Annotated in this window: 18 protein-coding genes, 1 tRNA gene and 1 riboswitch; of the genes, 17 read left to right on the forward strand and 2 right to left on the reverse strand. The window is 46.4% G+C overall.

The window, feature by feature from the left end; translation table 11 throughout:
• The first annotated feature begins 5 nt into the window (after window positions 1–5).
• The 6 genes from ANCC_RS05575 to ANCC_RS05600 all read left to right on the forward strand — a co-directional run bounded on the left by ANCC_RS05575 (window position 6) and on the right by ANCC_RS05600 (window position 5,119).
• The gene (locus ANCC_RS05575) at window positions 6–839 is read left to right on the forward strand and encodes a sugar phosphate isomerase/epimerase family protein (RefSeq protein WP_006565971.1); all 834 of its coding nucleotides are present in this window, start codon (window positions 6–8) and stop codon (window positions 837–839) included.
• 24 nt (window positions 840–863) lie between these two features.
• Entirely contained in the window at window positions 864–2,297 is a 1,434-nt protein-coding gene (locus ANCC_RS05580; RefSeq protein WP_006565970.1) for an MFS transporter, read from the forward strand.
• Window positions 2,298–2,325: 28 nt separating this feature from the next.
• Window positions 2,326–3,219 carry a myo-inosose-2 dehydratase gene (iolE, locus tag ANCC_RS05585; protein ID WP_039946242.1) on the forward strand — a complete coding sequence of 298 codons (894 nt, stop codon included), beginning with the start codon at window positions 2,326–2,328 and terminating at the stop codon, window positions 3,217–3,219.
• Window positions 3,220–3,243: 24 nt separating this feature from the next.
• Window positions 3,244–4,158: a sugar phosphate isomerase/epimerase family protein gene (locus tag ANCC_RS05590; protein WP_006565968.1), complete on the forward strand. Its 915-nt coding sequence runs from the start codon at window positions 3,244–3,246 to the stop codon at window positions 4,156–4,158.
• A gap of 14 nt (window positions 4,159–4,172) precedes the next feature.
• Complete coding sequence (locus ANCC_RS05595) at window positions 4,173–4,529, forward strand: PTS glucitol/sorbitol transporter subunit IIA (RefSeq protein ID WP_006565967.1); 357 nt, start codon at window positions 4,173–4,175, stop codon at window positions 4,527–4,529.
• A gap of 140 nt (window positions 4,530–4,669) precedes the next feature.
• The gene (locus tag ANCC_RS05600) at window positions 4,670–5,119 is read left to right on the forward strand and encodes a helix-turn-helix transcriptional regulator (protein ID WP_006565966.1); all 450 of its coding nucleotides are present in this window, start codon (window positions 4,670–4,672) and stop codon (window positions 5,117–5,119) included.
• A 78-nt stretch (window positions 5,120–5,197) separates the two neighbouring features.
• Here ANCC_RS05600 and ANCC_RS05605 read toward each other — a convergent pair.
• Window positions 5,198–5,282 (reverse strand) — tRNA-Leu (locus ANCC_RS05605).
• A 146-nt stretch (window positions 5,283–5,428) separates the two neighbouring features.
• Between ANCC_RS05605 and ANCC_RS05610 the strand changes: the two genes are divergently transcribed.
• From ANCC_RS05610 to ANCC_RS05640, 7 genes are read left to right on the forward strand one after another with little or no spacing between them, the layout of a single operon-like run.
• Entirely contained in the window at window positions 5,429–6,331 is a 903-nt protein-coding gene (locus ANCC_RS05610; RefSeq protein WP_006565964.1) for a deoxyribonuclease IV, read from the forward strand.
• A gap of 3 nt (window positions 6,332–6,334) precedes the next feature.
• On the forward strand, window positions 6,335–7,015 hold the full coding sequence (locus tag ANCC_RS05615) for an MBL fold metallo-hydrolase (RefSeq protein ID WP_006565963.1): 681 nt from the start codon (window positions 6,335–6,337) through the stop codon (window positions 7,013–7,015).
• Entirely contained in the window at window positions 7,012–7,248 is a 237-nt protein-coding gene (locus ANCC_RS05620) for a putative Se/S carrier protein (RefSeq protein ID WP_006565962.1), read from the forward strand. The genes ANCC_RS05615 and ANCC_RS05620 overlap by 4 nt, the downstream gene beginning before the upstream one ends.
• A 10-nt stretch (window positions 7,249–7,258) precedes the next feature.
• On the forward strand, window positions 7,259–8,284 hold the full coding sequence (gene selD / locus ANCC_RS05625; protein WP_006565961.1) for a selenide, water dikinase SelD: 1,026 nt from the start codon (window positions 7,259–7,261) through the stop codon (window positions 8,282–8,284).
• Window positions 8,285–8,299: 15 nt separating this feature from the next.
• Window positions 8,300–8,920, forward strand: coding sequence for a sulfurtransferase-like selenium metabolism protein YedF (yedF, locus tag ANCC_RS05630; RefSeq protein ID WP_006565960.1), 621 nt, complete (start codon window positions 8,300–8,302; stop codon window positions 8,918–8,920).
• Window positions 8,921–8,939: 19 nt separating this feature from the next.
• Window positions 8,940–10,073: an aminotransferase class V-fold PLP-dependent enzyme gene (locus ANCC_RS05635; protein WP_006565959.1), complete on the forward strand. Its 1,134-nt coding sequence runs from the start codon at window positions 8,940–8,942 to the stop codon at window positions 10,071–10,073.
• Between the two features lie 9 nt (window positions 10,074–10,082).
• Window positions 10,083–11,252, forward strand: a complete 1,170-nt coding sequence (locus ANCC_RS05640) for a metallophosphoesterase (protein ID WP_006565958.1) — start codon at window positions 10,083–10,085, stop codon at window positions 11,250–11,252.
• Here the strand turns inward: ANCC_RS05640 and ANCC_RS05645 are convergent.
• Entirely contained in the window at window positions 11,211–11,738 is a 528-nt protein-coding gene (locus ANCC_RS05645; RefSeq protein ID WP_022261149.1) for a DNA-deoxyinosine glycosylase, read from the reverse strand. The genes ANCC_RS05640 and ANCC_RS05645 overlap by 42 nt on opposite strands.
• A gap of 124 nt (window positions 11,739–11,862) precedes the next feature.
• A riboswitch (glycine riboswitch) is annotated at window positions 11,863–11,956 on the forward strand.
• A gap of 145 nt (window positions 11,957–12,101) precedes the next feature.
• Here ANCC_RS05645 and ANCC_RS05650 point away from each other — a divergent pair.
• The 4 genes from ANCC_RS05650 (at window position 12,102) to pdxT (ending at window position 17,962) form a co-directional block, all read left to right on the forward strand.
• A complete protein-coding gene (locus ANCC_RS05650) occupies window positions 12,102–13,514 on the forward strand; it encodes an alanine/glycine:cation symporter family protein (protein WP_006565954.1) in 1,413 nt (470 codons plus the stop codon).
• Between the two features lie 159 nt (window positions 13,515–13,673).
• Window positions 13,674–16,373 carry a DEAD/DEAH box helicase family protein gene (locus tag ANCC_RS05655; RefSeq protein ID WP_156340634.1) on the forward strand — a complete coding sequence of 900 codons (2,700 nt, stop codon included), beginning with the start codon at window positions 13,674–13,676 and terminating at the stop codon, window positions 16,371–16,373.
• A gap of 147 nt (window positions 16,374–16,520) precedes the next feature.
• Complete coding sequence (pdxS, locus tag ANCC_RS05660; RefSeq protein ID WP_039946240.1) at window positions 16,521–17,396, forward strand: pyridoxal 5'-phosphate synthase lyase subunit PdxS; 876 nt, start codon at window positions 16,521–16,523, stop codon at window positions 17,394–17,396.
• Window positions 17,396–17,962 (forward strand): pyridoxal 5'-phosphate synthase glutaminase subunit PdxT, encoded by a 567-nt coding sequence (pdxT, locus tag ANCC_RS05665; RefSeq protein WP_006565951.1) that lies wholly within the window; start codon window positions 17,396–17,398, stop codon window positions 17,960–17,962. The genes pdxS and pdxT overlap by 1 nt, the downstream gene beginning before the upstream one ends.
• Window positions 17,963–17,993: the final 31 nt, after the last annotated feature.

Consider the following 17,993-nt stretch of genomic DNA (forward strand, 5'->3'; position numbering starts at 1 on the left):
TAATAATGAAGATTGGATTTAATGAAGCAACTGCACTGGAATGTAAAGGACAGTCCCTGATGGCTGACCTGGAAGCCTGTGAAAAATATGGGTTTGATTACATAGAGATCAGATTTGACTGTGTAAAAGATTATTTGAAAGAACATACACTTCAAGAGCTGGCTGACTGGTTTAAAAATCATCATTTAAAACCATGGGCTTACAACACTCTGATTTTCTTCAATCAAAGAGATGAAGCAGGAGTGAAGGAGATCGATGAGGAGACTGATTTCATCATTGAAGTATGTAAAGCCATTGGTATGAAAATGCTGATCACAGTGCCGTCTTTTGATGTAAAAGATAAGAGCATTACAGAGATCAAAGAAGAAGCTGCAGAACGTCTGCGCTATTTATCCGATAAAGTTGGAGAAGACATTAAGATTTCATTGGAATTCTGCGGTGCTCCGAACTGTTCGATCAATCAGTTTGGAACTGCCTATGATGTAGTAAAAGCGACAGGACGAGATAATGTAGGTGTGACAGTTGATACCTTCCATTTCCATGAGATGTGTTCTAAATTAGAAGATTTAGAAGCGGCAGACGGAAAGAAGATATTTGCTTACCACTTAAATGACTGTGAAGATCTGCCCCTTGGTTCCTGCGGTGATGACAAACGTCTGTGGCCGGGAGAGGGAGTGGTAGATCATGCGGGAATCGCAGCCGCTTTAAAGAAAATCGGATTTGACGGAGTGTGTACAATTGAAGAATTCCGTCCGGAATATTATGAAATGTCCCATGACGAGAACGTGAAAAAATCTGCTGAAGTGACGAGGGATTTCGTAGCAAAATACTTTGCGTAAAGCACAAGGGGGACAAAGATGTCTATGAGTGAACAAACAACAAAGAGGAAGATCAATGCAGAAGAGAATTTTGAAGAGATAGAAGGTGAGTTCGCCAAAGTCAGGTTATCAGAAAAACTCGCTTACTGCATAGGTGATCCGGCGCTGACAGTCGTATATACTTTGGCAAATACTTTGCTGGTTTACTTCTATACAAATGTCATAGGACTCTCGGCAGGAATCGTTGGTATGATCATGCTGGCGTCCAGAGCCTTTGACGGAGTTTCCGATGTGATTATGGGAACCATCATTGACCGGACACATTCCAAATATGGGAAAGCCAGAGTGTGGATCTTAAGGCTTGTGATTCCTTATGCAATTGCCGCGGTCCTGCTGATGACAGTACCGCAGGGGACAAAAACCGTGCAGATCGCTTATGTATTTATTACATATAACTTACTTAACACCATCATGTATACCGGGATCAGCCAGCCGTTCCATACGCTTGGCTCTCTGATGAGCAGGGATAAACATGAAAGGGAGACAATCAGCAACATCCGTATGTCTTTATCCATCACAGCAAGTATGGTTGTCACAGCGCTGACCCTCCCGATCATTAACTGGGTAGCAGTGAAAATTGATAATACGCAGCTTGCCTGGATTATTGTTACAGCAGTGTTTTCTGTCATCTCTGTCCTTATCCTGTTAAACACATTCCGCTGCTGTAAAGAGCGTGTAAAAGTCTCTGAAAAATCCGAGGAAAAACTCCCGGTGTTCACAGCTTTAAAGCTGATGGCTAAGAACCGATACTTTTTAATTTCCCTGGGACTGATGCTGTTTTATACAATTTATCAGATCATCCTTGGAATTGACCTTACCTATTACTGCCAGTATGTGTTGAATGATGTCAATCTGGTCATGCCGTTATCCATGGCTGAGAAGGTACCTATGATTTTTGTAATCCTCCTTCTTCCAAAACTGATACCAAAGTATGGGAAAAGAAATATGATCGCAGCAGGATGTTTCCTCGGAATTGCGGGACAGATCATCTTTTTGTTTAATATTACGAGTGTACCTCTGGCGATTTTTTCTTCCATCATTCGTGGTATCGGGATGTCACCATTTTACGGAGTTCAGTATTCACTGCCAAGTGATGCGATCGAATATGGACAGTGGAAGACCGGAAAACGGATCGAGGGTCTTATGTTCTCTTCCATGAGTTTTGGACAGAAATTTGGAGCAGGGATTACCAATGCCGCACTTGGAGCCGCACTTTCCTATGTAGGATACAACGGAATGGCCCAGACAGCGGCTGAGCAGGCGCCGGCAGCCATCGCAGTCATAAAGGCAACATATCTGTATGTGCCGATTGTGGTGTGGATCGTAATGCTGCTGATTGCCCTGTGCTATAAACTGGATAAGACATACAAAGAAATGATAGCGGAGCTGACTGTCAGAGAATTGTCAGGAAAACTTTGAGTAATTATAGAAAGAGGTAATGATCGATATGTTGGATAAAAAGAAAGTAAAATTGGGGATTGCGCCGATCGGGTGGACCAATGACGATATGCCGGATCTGGGCAAAGAAAATACCTTTGAACAGTGTGTCAGTGAAATGGCTTTGGCGGGATTTACAGGATCTGAGATCGGCGGGAAATATCCGAAAGATGTGAAAACATTGAAAAAAGCCCTGGAATTAAGAGGAATTGAAATCTGCAACTGCTGGTTTTCAAGTTTCCTGATCTCAAAGCCATATGAAGAGACAGAAAAAGAGTTTATTGAACAGACCGATTTCCTGAAAGCTATGGGGGCGAAAGTCATCGGCGTGTCCGAGCAGAGTTACAGTACGCAGGGAAAGGATCAGCCGGTCTTTGAAGGGAAATATGTGATGAACGATGAGGAGTGGAAGCTTCTCACAGAAGGACTGAATAAACTCGGGAAAATTGCAAAAGACAAGGGAATGACTCTGACTTTCCACCATCATATGGGAACTGTCGTACAGACGGAAGAAGAGATCGACCGTTTTATGGCAGAAGTTGATCCGGAGCTTGTTTACCTGCTGTTTGACAGCGGACACTGTTCTTTTGCAGGAATCGACCCGGTGAAAGTTCTTAAAAAGTACATTGACAGAACCAGACATATCCATTTAAAGGATCTCCGCACCGATGTGGTAAACCAGTCTAAAAAAGAAGGCTGGAGCTTTTTAAAAGGAGTCAGAAAAGGAACATTCACAGTTCCCGGAGACGGGGATGTGGACTTCGAACCGATCTTTGACATCATCGAAAAGAGCGGATATGAAGGATACGTTGTAGTAGAGGCAGAGCAGGACCCTGCCGCTGCCAATCCTTTAGAATATGCATTGAAGGCACGAAAATATATTGCAGAAAAAACAGGTTTATAGGTTGTTTGAAAGGAGAATTGCTCTATGAAAATAGCATTTGACGTGGATGTGCTGGCAAAGCAGATGGACATTAACCGGATGGTCCACCAGGTGGCGGACTGGGGTTATAAATACATCGAACAGTCTCCGCATCCGAGGATCAATCCATTTTATAAACATCCTCTGTTTTCCAAAGAATGTGAGACGGAATACAGAAAAGCACTCCGGGAAACCGGAGTGGAGATCTCCTCTTTTATCGTGGTATACCGCTGGTCCGGACCGACAGAAGAACAGCGGAAGATGGCAGTAGCCAACTGGAAACGGATGATTGAGATCGCCGTGGACATGGGCGTGCCTGTGATCAACACAGAACTCTCCGGTGATCCCAATCAGCAGGAAATCTGCAACGGCATGTGGTTTCGGTCAATGGAGGAACTGCTCCCGATCATCGAACGGGAAGGACTCCGCGTAGAGATTCAGTCTCATCCGTATGATTTCTGTGAGCTGAACGATGAGACCTGTGATCTGGTGAAATCCTTCCGGTCTCCGAACCTTGGATATGTATACTCTTCTCCCCACGGATTTTTCTATGACGAGGGGAAAGGTGATGTGAGATCTATGTTAAAATATGCGGGAGAAGAACTGACCCATGTGCTGTTTGCGGATACGTTCAACCAGACTCTGGACTGCCGCTATATCGCCAACCCGCCATGGTTAAACGGCCGCGGAAAGGCCGATGTGACGATTCACCAGCATTTGGCTATGGGCGAGGGAGACGTGGATTTTGTAGGGATTTTTGAGACTCTGAGAGAGATGGATTTTGCCAATAAACAGCTGAAAGAACATGCACCGAAAGCGGGAGGAGACAACATCGCATGTGTATCTATGTTCGGTTTTCCGGAAAAGATGGAGAAACAGGCGCCGGAAGCAAGAGAGCGCATTGAGCGGGAGCTTCTTTAAAGAAAGGGTGATAAATGATGATCTACCATACAACAGTGAAAGCGGTAGGAAGTGATGTGGAGGCGTTTGCTAAAAAAGGTTTTTTTATTACATTTGGTGAGCCTGCGCTTGTAAGCCTGAAAGACTTCTGCTATTTTGTCGAAGTGAATCCTGTCATGGGAGAAATAAAACCGGGCAGCAGACTGGTCATCGACGAAAAAGAGTATAAGATTACAGAGGTGGGCAGCATTGCGGCTGAAAACCTTGGAAAACTGGGGCACTTGACAGTTTTCTTTCATGGGGACAGGGAATGTCTTCCGGGAAGCATCTGTGTGGAACAGGATCAAATGCCAGAGCTGAAAGCGGGAAGCCGGATTTCAATTATAGAATAAAAAGAGAAAAAACTTTGCACGGTAAGTACCGGCAGGGTTTTTTCTTTGACTGTTAAGAAAAAGTGCAGAATTGAACAGTATCTTTGGTGGTATTCGTTTTCTTATCGTCTTATACTAAATGAGAAGGAGGTATAAGAGTCATGAATTTAGGAAACAGTCTATTCAATGCAAGAAAGAAAAGCGGCTTATCACAGGAAGATGTGGCGGGCAAATTAGGGGTGAGCAGGCAGACAATCTCAAAGTGGGAGACGGGGGAAACTCTTCCTGATATACGCCAGTCCAAAAATCTCGCAGTGCTGTATCATGTGTCGCTGGATGAATTGATCGAATTTGATATTGAATTAAAAGAAATCGAGCAGGCGATTGAAAATACAAACGAAGAGATTCAGCAGAAGGTTGACTGGACAAAAGTGTGGGCTAAGAAATACCCGATACTGACTTCGTATCAGGAAGAAGTTGAAGTGGAAAAATATGCAGGTGAAATGAAACGAATGCTGGAAAGTTTGAAAAGAGACTATGGATATAACGACACAGATGCAGGCCTGGTATTGAAAGATATTTTAGCTCATGCCTGGAACAGCGAAATTTAAGACGGGTATATATAGAGAAAAGACTGCTGTACCGATGATGATAAATCAATGGTACAGCAGTCTTTTGCATAAAAAGAATGCAGTCGGAGGGACTTGAACCCTCACCCAGTTAGCCCGGACTAGATCCTTAGTCTAGCGCGTATGCCAATTCCGCCACGACTGCACAACACAGTTATAATATCATGGATTTTATGGAAATGCAAATAAAAATTTGTATTTTTTTCTGAACATGAGACCTTTTACATTTCAGAGGGTTTCATTTATAATAAGAGATGCTTTATAAATACAATAGAAAAGGAATGAAAATAGATGTTAATAGGATCACATGTAGGAATGAAGGGAAAGGAGATGTTTCTTGGATCAGTCAAAGAAGCATTGTCCTATGGAGCCAATACATTTATGGTGTACACAGGTGCGCCGCAAAATACAAGGAGAAAGGATATAAGCGAGCTTAGGATTGAGGAAGCAAAAGCTCTGATGGAGGAGTCAGGAATTGAATCATTTGTCGTCCATGCACCGTACATCATCAATCTCGGAAATACGGTGAAGCCGGAGACATTTGAACTGGCAGTGGAGTTTTTAGCACTTGAAATCGAGCGGACCAGTGCCATGGGAAGCAGAACCCTGGTACTTCATCCCGGAGCTCATGTGGGCGCCGGAGAGGATGCAGGAATTGAACGTATCGTTGAAGGGCTGAATGAAGTTCTCACAAAAGATACACCGGTTTTTGTGGCTCTGGAGACCATGGCCGGAAAGGGCAGTGAAGTCGGAAGGAATTTTGACGAACTAAAGCGTATCTACGACGGCGTTAAATATAATGATAAATTAAGAGTATGCTTCGATACCTGCCACACCAGCGACAGCGGGCTTGATATTGTCGGTGATTTTGAGGGAGTCATGGATTCCTTTGATAAGGCCGTAGGAAAAGAGCAGATTGCAGTGTTCCACATTAATGACAGCAAAAATCCCCGGGGTGCGGCGAAAGACAGACATGAAAATATTGGCTTCGGAGAGATTGGTTTCGATGCACTGAATCACATCGTGCACCATGAAGATTTCACACAGGTGCCGAAGATTTTGGAGACTCCGTATATTAAGGAGGAAGGGACCAAAAATTCTTATCCTCCGTATAAATATGAGATCGAGATGCTCAAAAACGGGTCATTTGATCCGAGTCTGAAAGAAAAGATTTTAGCGACAGGAGGTAAATAGGCAATGAAAGTTACATTTATTGAACACAGCGGTTTTTGTGTGGAGTTAGAGAAGACGGTACTGATATTTGATTATTACAAAGGGGAATTCCCGGAGATGCCAAGAGAGAAAGAAATTTATGTTTTTTCTTCTCACAGTCATCCGGATCACTTCTGCCAAAAGATTTTTGAGCTGGAAAAAAAGTACCCGAACGTAAAGTATATCTTATCGGATGATATAGCAGTTCAGGTTTCCGAAAATATTACAAAGATCAGAGAACATGAAAATAAAATGATCGGCTCTGTCCGGGTGGAGACGCTGAAATCCAATGATGAAGGCGTTGCATTCCTGGTGACTGCCGAGGGAAGGACGATCTATCATGCAGGGGATTTAAACTGGTGGTACTGGAACGGAGAGCCGGAAGATGACAATGAATTTATGGTCAGGTTCTATAAAGAGGAAGTAGCCCGCCTGAAAGGAAGAGAGATCGATCTTGCATTTCTTCTCCTTGATCCGAGGCAGGAGGATAAATATTGTAAAGGAATCAATTATTTCATAGAAGAGATTCAGCCAAAAGCGGTTTTTCCGATGCACGCATTCGGAGAATATAAAATATCCAGACATTATCTGAACTGTGATGACGGACGGGCTTATCAGGGCATCGTCAGAGAGATCACAAAGGCCGGAGAAGAGTTTGTCCTATGAGGGAAAAGAAATTAATGCTGGTAGTTGCGTTTCCTAATACTACCAATGCCATGGCGATGGAGAAGTACTGCAGACAGCGGGGTGTGGGAGGAAGGCTGATCGCGGTTCCTCCTTCTATTACGGCGGGCTGCGGCATGGCATGGTGCGCAGAGCCGGAAGCGGAAGCTGCGGTGAAAGAAGTTCTGAGCGGGCAGTCCATCGGAACAGAAGGAATTTACCGGATTCTGTTATAAGGAGGGTTTTATGAGTGAAGAAAAAATCGTGTTCTGCAAAAGCGGAGGATGTACGGCAAAGCTCGGGCCGGGGATGCTGGAGCACGTCTTAAGTAAAATCCCTAAGAAGAAAGATGAGAATCTGCTGATCGGATTTGATCATGCGGATGATGCGGCGGTCTACAGACTCAGCGATGATCTGGCCGTGGTACAGACACTGGATTTTTTTCCGCCTATGGTGGAGGACCCTTATATATTCGGTCAGATCGCGGCCGCCAATGCACTGAGTGACATTTATGCGATGGGCGGTACGGTGAAGACTGCCCTGAATATCGTGTGCTTTCCGGAAAAGATGGATTTAAACATACTGGGAGAAATCCTGCTGGGCGGGAATTCTAAAGTGACTGAGGCAGGAGGAACGCTGGCCGGCGGACATTCTATCGCGGATGTGGATGTGAAATACGGCCTGTCGGTCATGGGGACCATTCATCCGGAAAAGATTCTCGCAAATAATGGCGTCAGGGAAGGAGATGTCCTTCTGCTGACAAAACCTCTGGGGGCCGGAATCGTGCTGGCGGCAAACCAGATGAAGGAGGCTTCCGCTGCGGCCTATGAACAGGCGGTGAACTCTATGACTACATTGAATAAATATGCGGCAGAAGTCCTTTCGGGATATGAGGTCCACGGCTGTACAGATGTTACGGGCTTCGGCTTTTTAAAACACCTGTCCGAAATGATCGGAGAGCAGTATTCGGCCCAAATCGACTCTTCCCAAATCCCATATATAGAGGATGCGGCGCGGTATGCAGATGAATTTTATCTGACCGCGGCGGGACAGAGAAACAGAAATTCGGTCGGAAGTGATGTAGAGTTTTCAGATGTTCCGTTCTGGATGGAGGAAATCCTGTTTGATCCCCAGACTTCGGGAGGGCTCCTGGCAGGTATTCGTCCGGAAGATGCACAGAGTGCGCTGGAAAAGTTAAAAAAGCTCGGCCTGCCGTGTGCTGCTGTGGGCAGGATTACAAAACGGAGAGAGAAGAAGATTCTTGTTTACTAAGGGAAAGGAAGAACGATGGAAAAAAGAATTAACGCGGTCGGAAAACAGTGCCCGATGCCGGTGATCCTGGCAAAGAAGGCTTTGGAAGAAACACCGGAGGGCGGAACAGTCACGGTGATCGTAGACAATGACATTGCAGTCCAGAACCTGTCAAAGCTAGCAGTGCAGAAGCAATATGGGTTTGTGTCCAGAGAGACAGAGGAAAACCTGTACGAAGTAAGAATGACAGCGGGCTCTGAAAAGACAGTGCAGCCGAAGGAACAGCAGGAGGAGAAACCGATGTCTGTTGAGGGAAAGGCAGGAGATACGGTTGTCGTGCTTTCTTCGGATAAGATGGGAGAGGGAGACCAGGTGCTCGGGAAGATGCTCATGAAAGGGTTTGTCTTTGCGCTGACCCAGCTGGACCAAAAACCGGACAGGATTCTTTTGTTTAATAATGGGGCGAAGCTTTCCTGTGAGGGGTCCGATGCGTTAAAAGATCTAAAAACTCTGGAGGAAGGCGGAACGGAGATTCTCACCTGCGGGACCTGTCTGAATCACTACGGCCTGGAAGAACAGCTCGCCGTGGGAGAGGTGACAAATATGTATATGATTGCAGAGACGATGATGCAGGCATCGAATATCGTTAAGCCGTGATGACAGCCGGGAGGTATTTATGATTTATTTTGACAGTGCGGCGACCAGCTATTACCGCCCGGAATCCGTGGCCCTTGCGGTGGCGGAGGCCATCCGGCATATGGGAAACAGTTCCAGAGGGATGCACGGTGCGTCTTTGGATGCTTCCAGAACAATATACGAAGTGAGGGAAAAGCTTGGAACTATGTTTGGATGCGGGCCTTCTCAGATCGCATTTACATCCAATGTGACGGAGAGCCTGAACACTGTCCTCGGCGGACTGCTCCGGCCCGGTGATCATGTGGTGACGACCGTGCTGGAACACAACAGCGTTCTGCGGCCCCTGTACCGTCTGGAACAGCAGGGAGTGGAACTCTCCGCTGCGGGATGTGATGCGCTGGGGAATGTGAGTGCCCAGGATATAGAGTCCTTGTTTCAGAATAACACTAGAGCCGTTGTCTGTACCCATGCGTCGAATCTGACCGGAAATCTGACGGACATCCGGGAGATCGGGAGACTGGCCCATGAGAGAGGAATCCTGATGATCGTGGACGGGGCACAGACCGCGGGTGTTTTTCCTGTTGATCTTTTCAAAGATCATGTGGACGTCTTTTGTTTTACGGGGCATAAAAGTCTGCTTGGACCCCAGGGGACCGGAGGCATGGCGGTACGGAAGGGACTTCTCATATCCCCTTTAAAAACCGGGGGCAGCGGAATCAAAACCTTTGACAGAGGACAGCCGGAGCAGATGCCGGAACGGCTGGAAGCCGGCACTTTAAACGGCCACGGCATTGCCGGGCTGGGAGCCGGCATCGATTATATCAGGTCACAGGGCATGGAAAAGCTCCGGCAGAAGGAACAGCATCTGGCCGGCATGTTTTATGAAGGGGTCCGTGAGATACCGGGAGTCACTCTGTACGGTGACTTTTCAAAAGAGGAGAGGGCACCGATTGTGAGTCTGAATATAAAAGAGATGGTTTCCGGAGAAGTAAGTTATCTGCTGACAGAGAAATACGGGATTTGTACAAGATCCGGAGGACATTGTGCGCCTTTGATGCACGAAGCGTTCGGGACAAAGGAACAGGGAATGGTCCGGTTCAGTTTTTCCAGCTTTAATACAGGAGAACAGACAGAACAGGCAGTGGAGGCAGTAAAAGAGATTGCAGAAAGTTGAGGGAAAGGTATGCTGGCAGTGATATTGGCGCCGTTTTATCTGGCGCTGAATTATTATTTATATAAGAGGAGCCTTAGCTGGCTTACCGTATGTATTCATATGATCCATCCGGAAAAGATTCGTTTCTGTTACAGAATTCTATACTGGATCACGGGTTTTTCCCTTTTGATCGCTTTTGTACTGCCCCAGTCACGGATTCAGAGGATTTTTAAAATACTGAGCAATTACTGGATCGGTATTTTTTTCTGTGCACTTTTTCTGGCAGCGGCCGGTGATCTGATCGGACTTTTTATCCCAAGGAAAGACCAGAGTATATTGGCGGCGGCAGGAGTGATGATTCTGGCGGCGGTCATGATTTTTACGGTTTACGGCAGCATCCATGCCAGACATGTTGCTACTACCGATTATGAAGTGACGGCAGATAAAGCCTGTGCAGGCAGAAAGGAGCTTAAAGTCGCCTTAGCTGCAGATCTGCATCTAGGTTATAACAGCGGACTTTCTCAGGTGAAAAAGATGGTAAAACAGATCAATCGGGGGAAGCCTGATCTGGTCTGTATTGCAGGAGACATTTTTGACAATGAATTCAGGGCGGTAAAAGATCCGGAAAAAATAGAGAAGGAGCTTAGGAAAATACAGAGTACTTACGGCACATATGCGTGCTGGGGAAATCATGATATAGGCGAAAAAATCCTCGGAGGCTTTACATTCGGCACAAAAAAGGACCCTGACAATGACAGGGAAATGGAAGAGTTTTTGTCCCGATCGGGGATCAGGCTTTTGGACGACAAGACAGTCCTGATTGGCGGATCGTTTTATCTGGCGGGCAGGAAAGATCCGTCCAAGGCGGGGAAGATGGGAGAACAGCGCAGAAATGCAGAAGATCTCTTAAAAGATTGTGACCTGACAAAACCGGTTATCGTCATGGATCATGAGCCGAAGGAGCTGAAACAGCTGTCGGAGGCTGGCGCCGATCTGGACCTGTCCGGACATACCCACGACGGGCAGATATTTCCGGGAAATCTTGTGACCGGCATGATGTGGGAAAACTCTTGTGGTTATAAGAAGATCGGAAACATGAATTCTGTCGTCACCTCAGGCGCAGGAGTGTGGGGGCCTCCTCTGAGGGTGGGGACGAAATCAGAAGTCTGTCAGATCACTGTCCGGTTTTCCGGGAAATAAACCTTTCCGGATGGCGGGGCCCCAGACGCCCACGAGACGTTCCAGTGTCCATGCCGCATTGGCCGGACTCGTAGATGGAAGTTTGACGGCGGATCTTCCCAGAGAAGGTTCGATATGTTTACAGAATAATTTGTGGGAAGTTCCCCCGTTGGTGTAAATGCTGCGGATCGGTGCAAGGGAGAGCAGATTGGTCAGGTCGTTGGGGGTCACGTTTCGGATCGAACTGTCGCTGGAACCCTGGATATCGCAGGATGCGATTACGTCCCAGACCGCTATGTGATTGGACAGGAGAAAGATGGTTTTCTCCTCTACGGTGGCGGGAACAGACTGGGAGAGGGAAGCAGCCAGCACCTTCCAGAAGCGGTTTTGAGGATGATGGTAGAAAAACTGTCCTTCTCTGGATTTTACAGAGGGGAAGCTTCCCAGGATCAGGATTCTGGATTTGTCGTTAAAAACTGGTTTAATTTCATGTATCATGTGTTCCATCGGCGAGTTTCCTTTCTGGTTTTCTTTATTTCTAATGGTAATGGATTTTTTTTACGGATTCAAGGTAAGATTTTCTTGCCTTGCAAAACAAGGTGTGTTAATATCTTAACGTATGTATAGATACTATATACACTCTGGAGAGTCTCAAAGAAAGAGCGCCGAAGGTGTACGGCAGCGCAGGCTGTTTATCTCTCAGGCAAAAGGACAGAGCAGACATAAACATGGGGCACGTTTTCGGTGTACTGTATATTTGCTTACTCTTTCTTAGTCAAACTTTGGGTTTGGCTTTTTTTATTCCATACAAAGAGTTCTCCATGAATTTTTAATAAAAAGAATACAGGAAACCAAAGAGGAGAAGGAAACATGCTGACACAATTGAACAATTTTATTATCTGGCTTGACGATGTAGTTTGGGGGATACCGCTGATCGTCCTTATTTTATCTGTGGGAATTTATCTCACTGTGCGTTTGGGGCTTCTGCAGATCAGACATCTTCCCAGGGCGTTAAAATATATGGTGAAAAATGAGGAGGGAGGCTCCGGGGAAGTCACCAGTTTTGGTGCTCTCTGTACGGCCCTTTCTGCAACGATCGGTACCGGAAATATCGTTGGAGTAGCGACGGCGCTTTGTGCCGGGGGACCGGGAGCTTTGTTCTGGATGATCCTGGCGGCATTTTTCGGTATGGCCACCAAATATGCGGAAGGCCTTTTGGCGATCAAGTACCGGACCATCGATGAGAAGGGACACGTGCTCGGCGGGCCGTTCTATTACATAGAAAATGGTATGGGGCGCAAATGGAGGCCGCTGGCTAAGATTTTTGCTTTTTTCGGAGCGGGCGTCGGTCTGTTCGGAATCGGAACATTTACACAGGTGAACGGGATTTCCGGGGCAGTCAAGAACTTTTTTGATCCGAACAACGCTCATATGATCTCCTTGTTTGGAAAAGATTATTCCTATATGGTGCTTGTTGCCAGCGTGATCATCACGGTCTGCGTTGCGGCGGTAGTTCTCGGGGGAATCAAGAGAATTGCTGCTGTTTCCCAGGTCGTCGTACCGTTTATGGCAGTGGCCTACGTTCTTGCTGCACTGAGTATTATCATTTTTAATATACAGGAAGTACCTGCGGCGATCGCGCTTGTAGTAAAAAGTGCATTTGGTGTCAAGGCAATGGCGGGAGGAGCGCTCGGAACGATGCTGGCTGCGATGCAGTCGGGAATCGCCAGAGGTATCTTTTCCAATGAGGCGGGGCTTGGAAGTGCGCCGATCGCGGCGGCTGCTGCCCAGACAAAAGAGCCGGTGCGCCAGGGACTTGTATCCATGACAGGTACCTTTATCGATACCATTGTGATCTGTACCATGACCGGGCTCAGCATTGTCATCTCCGGTACATGGAATGTAGGGCTTGAGGGTGTGGAAGTTACTACAAAAGCGTTCCAGATGGGAATGCCGTTTCCGCCGGTCGTTCCGTCCTTTATCCTGATGCTCTGTCTGGTGTTTTTTGCATTTACTACAATTCTCGGGTGGAATTATTACGGGGAACGGTGCCTGGAATACCTTACAAACGGCAGAATGAAGATCGTGATGGGATACCGGTACCTGTATATTCTGGCTGTGTTTATCGGACCGTTTATGACGGTGGAAGCAGTATGGAAGATCGCAGATATCTTTAATGCCCTTATGGCGCTTCCGAACCTTATTGCTCTGGCAGCATTGAGTCCGGTTGTGATCGCAGAGACAAAAGCCTATTTTAACAAATTAAAATCAGATAAAGAATAAAGAGCTGTAAAAAGATATCTTCGCATAAATATTGAAGATATCTTTTTTTGTGGACGGACGAATTGTTGTCAAAGCATAAATTACTGGGTACAATAAACTTGACGGTAAAAAACAGACAGATGTTGTGAGACACGGCCGGATGTTTCAGAAAGGTGAAAAATGAATTCTTATGATCATATTTTAAAATTCAAAGGAGCATGGCGCCCTTATCAAGAAAGGATTTTAGACCGTGCAGATACTTATTTGAAGGACGGGAAAATACATATTGTAGCACCGCCTGGCTCTGGTAAGACCACCCTTGGAATTGAGCTGATCCGGCGTCTGGGCAGGCCGTGTCTCATCCTGTCTCCTTCTGCAGTAATCCGGCAGCAATGGCTGGAACGTGTAAAAGAGGCTTTTATCCAAAAAGACGATCAAAGTCTGCTTTCAGATGACATACACGCACCGGCTCTGATAACGTCTGTCACATATCAGGCACTCCATTTCGGAATGGAACAAATTAACGGGCCGAAGTCCGTTTTTGAAGCGGAACAGGAGGACTCTAAAGTATTTAATCTTATAAATGCTGTCAAAGCAGCAGAAATCGGGACCATCTGTCTTGATGAGTGTCATCATCTCCGCAGCGAGTGGTGGAAATCATTAGAAAAATTTATGATGAAGATGGAAAATGTTTGTGTCGTTTCCCTGACGGCTACACCGCCTTATGATTCTACATCGGCTCAGTGGGAGCGGTATATTGGACTTTGCGGGGAGATTGATGAGGAGATCATTGTGCCGGAGCTGGTGCAGGACCACAGCCTGTGCCCGCATCAGGATTATGTGTATTTTAATTACCCGACAGAGGATGAAAAAGCCCAGATAGATGCATTTCGCGGGGAGGTCCGCAAGGTGTTTCAGGAAATGACTGCAGATGAAAGTTTTGCGGCTGTTGCTGCCTCGCGAAAGGGGATTATGGATCCGGATCAGTCTGCAGATGAACTGCTGGAAAAACCTGCGTATCTTGTCTCGGTCCTGACATTTCTGGAGGCTAAGGGAATTCCTTATCCAAAAAAATGGCTTAAGGTATTGGGAATAAAGCGTCTGCCGGAGTTTGATATCTCAAGGCTGGAACAGCTGCTTCAGGGAATTTTGTTCGATGACACTGGCAGCTATGATGCAGATGCCGGTTACATCAGCGGTTTAATCCAGAGTTTAAAGCGCAGAAAATGTATAGAGCGCAGAAGAGTATCGCTGTGTGCCAATGAATCTATAGAAAAACTGCTGACTAACAGCAGGGGAAAGCTGAAAAGTATCAGGGAGATTGCAGCGGCTGAATATGAATCTATGGGAAAAGGGCTGAATCTTTTGATCCTGACGGATTATATCAGGAGAGAATATGAGAAGGCTGTAGGAGATCCAGACCGTCCAGCTGATAAAATAGGGGCAGTACCGCTGTTCGAGATGCTGCGCAGAGAATTGGAAGCAGAGATAAGACTCGGAGTTGTATGCGGAGAACTGATGATTCTGCCGTCTGAAGCATCAGAGTTTTTAACGGATACGGCAAAGAGAATTCTGGGAGACAGCAGCAAGTTGCAGCTTGAGGAGATGAAGAACAGATCAGGGACGGCTTTGGGATATGCAAAAGTTACTGTCCGCGGGAAAAAACAGAATATGGTCCGGATTGCAACCGAGGCTTTTGAAGCCGGCTATGTACAGATTTTGATCGGGACAAAGTCACTTTTAGGAGAGGGATGGGATTCTCCTTGTATTAACTCTTTGATTCTGGCAAGCTTTGTCGGTTCCTTTGTACTGAGCAACCAGATGAGAGGGAGGGCTGTCAGGATTATGCCAGGAAATCCGGAAAAGACAAGTAACATCTGGCATTTGGTGTGCCTTGATACTACCAACAGACAGACCAGAGTCAGCCGGCTGATGGGAACGGGGGAGGCAGAATTGTCCGATGATTTTGCCATGCTGTCCAGGAGGATGAAAGGAATTTTAGGCATCAGTTATACAGAAGATATCATTGAAAACGGCATGGAACGACTTGATCTCGCCGAAAATCACTATACAGAAAAAGAAGTGAAAAGAATCAATGAAGAGATGAAAAAAAGAGCCAAAGACAGAGAAGGTCTGCAAAAGAAGTGGGAACGGGCCGCCGTTGTCTTCGATAAAATGGAAATTACCGACGAATGTGTGATGGACAAATCAGTTTTGAAGCCGGGGGCTGGTTTTTTTAATCTGATCGGTTTTGAGCTGCTTGCGGTGATTATTCAAACATGCAATCTTATTCTATACACTGGAGCGTTCAGCACAGAGGGGCTGGTTCCGCTTTTGTTCTCGGCAGCAGCTACGAGTTTATTTGTACTGCTGACGATCCGCTGCGGCACAGGAATTGTCAGGCTGCTGACACCTCTGAAACGGTTAAATGCGATTGGGACAGGGATCAGATCAGCATTGATTCAAAAGGGTCAAATCTCTTCTGATACCAAAGTTGTGACAGAAGAAAAGGGATTATTTTATTTTGTTTATCTGAGGGGAGGGACAGTGAGGGAAAAGGATCTATTTTCTGCATGTGTAGACGAGTTTTTGGGAGAGATTGATAATCAGAGATATCTCCTGTATGAAAAAAGGAGCTGGAACAAGATGCAGAGTTATTTCAGTGTTCCGGGCATCTTTGCGAAGACCAGACAAGATGCCGGGGCCTTTGCACAAGCTATGAGAAAAAGCATAGGAAATTACAAATTAGTCTATACAAGAAATGAAGAAGGGCGAAAGATTCTTTTAAAAGGGAGAAGACATGCATACGCAAATCAGGCAAACAATGCGGAAGCCAGGCTCTGCGGGCGCAAAAAGAAAGTAAAAGGAGCACTGGAATAATTGACGTTTCTAACACTTATAACAAACTGGCACTGTTAAATATATAAAAACTGGATGTTTTGATAATGCCAATGCGCTGTATAATAAGTCTTAAGTTTTTAATGCCGGCATAAAAACAAAGACTAACATATTATGGAGGACACAGTCATGGAAAATGAGCGTTACCAGTTAAATAAACAGTTGGCACAGATGTTAAAAGGGGGAGTCATTATGGATGTGACGACTCCGGATCAGGCGAAAACGGCAGAGGAGGCCGGGGCCTGTGCAGTCATGGCATTGGAAAGGATTCCGGCAGACATCCGCGCAGCCGGAGGCGTGTCCAGAATGAGTGATCCGAAAATGATCAGAGAAATCCAGGAGGCAGTATCCATCCCGGTGATGGCGAAGGTAAGAATCGGGCATTTCGCGGAGGCACAGATACTGGAGGCGGTTGAGATCGATTACATAGATGAGAGCGAAGTGCTCTCGCCCGCCGACGATGTTTACCACATCGATAAAACAAAATTTAAAGTTCCGTTTGTCTGCGGGGCAAAAGATCTCGGCGAGGCACTTCGGAGGATCAGCGAAGGAGCCGCTATGATACGGACTAAAGGAGAGCCAGGCACTGGAGATGTTGTTCAGGCCGTGAGGCATATGAGGATGCTGAACCGGGATATCAGACGGATTGCATCTATGGCGGAAGATGAGCTGTTTGACGAGGCAAAAAAACTCGGTGTACCTTATGAACTGGTGCTGAAAGTCCACGAAGACGGCAGGCTTCCCGTAGTTAATTTCGCAGCTGGCGGAGTGGCGACTCCGGCGGATGCGGCTCTGATGATGCAGCTTGGGGCGGAAGGAGTTTTCGTTGGCTCCGGTATCTTTAAATCGGGTGATCCAAAAAAGCGTGCACGGTCCATTGTAAAAGCTGTTACAAATTTCCGCGATCCGAAGATACTTGCTGAATTGTCCACAGACCTGGGAGGAGCCATGGTGGGGATCAATGAAGACGAGATTCAGCTTTTGATGGCAGAAAGAGGACAGTGATGAGGGTCGGGGTGCTTGCTCTTCAGGGAGCATTTGCAGAACACCGCAGGAAGGTAGAAAACTTAGGAGCCCAAAGCTTTGAAATCCGCGGGAAAAAAGATTTGGACCGTCAGATGGACGGGGTGATTCTTCCGGGCGGAGAAAGTACGGTCATAGGAAAGCTTCTGCGGGATCTTGAGATGGCCGGGAAGTTAAGAACTATGATCCTAAACGGGCTTCCGGCTTTTGGAACCTGTGCGGGCCTGATCCTGATGGCTCAAAGAATAAAAGGGGAGAGCGCTTATCTTGCGACAATGGATATCACGGCCAGGAGAAATGCCTACGGCCGCCAGCTGGGAAGCTTTTGGACAGAAGAATCGTTTGGAGAAGAAGGAAAAATTCCTATGACATTTATCCGCGCACCTTATATTGATGAAGCGGGAAACAAAGTCATGGTTTTGGCGTCAACAGGAGGGAAGATTACAGCTGCCAGACAGGACAATCAGCTGGTGACGGCTTTTCATCCCGAACTGGATGACGACGATACCGTCCACCGGTATTTCCTCGATATGATAAAAGAAGCTTAGCAGTCGACAAGCAGGCTCTGCTGCATTATAA

It is taken from the genome of Anaerostipes caccae L1-92 (genome assembly GCF_014467075.1).
Taxonomy (GTDB): Bacteria; Bacillota; Clostridia; order Lachnospirales; family Lachnospiraceae; genus Anaerostipes; species Anaerostipes caccae.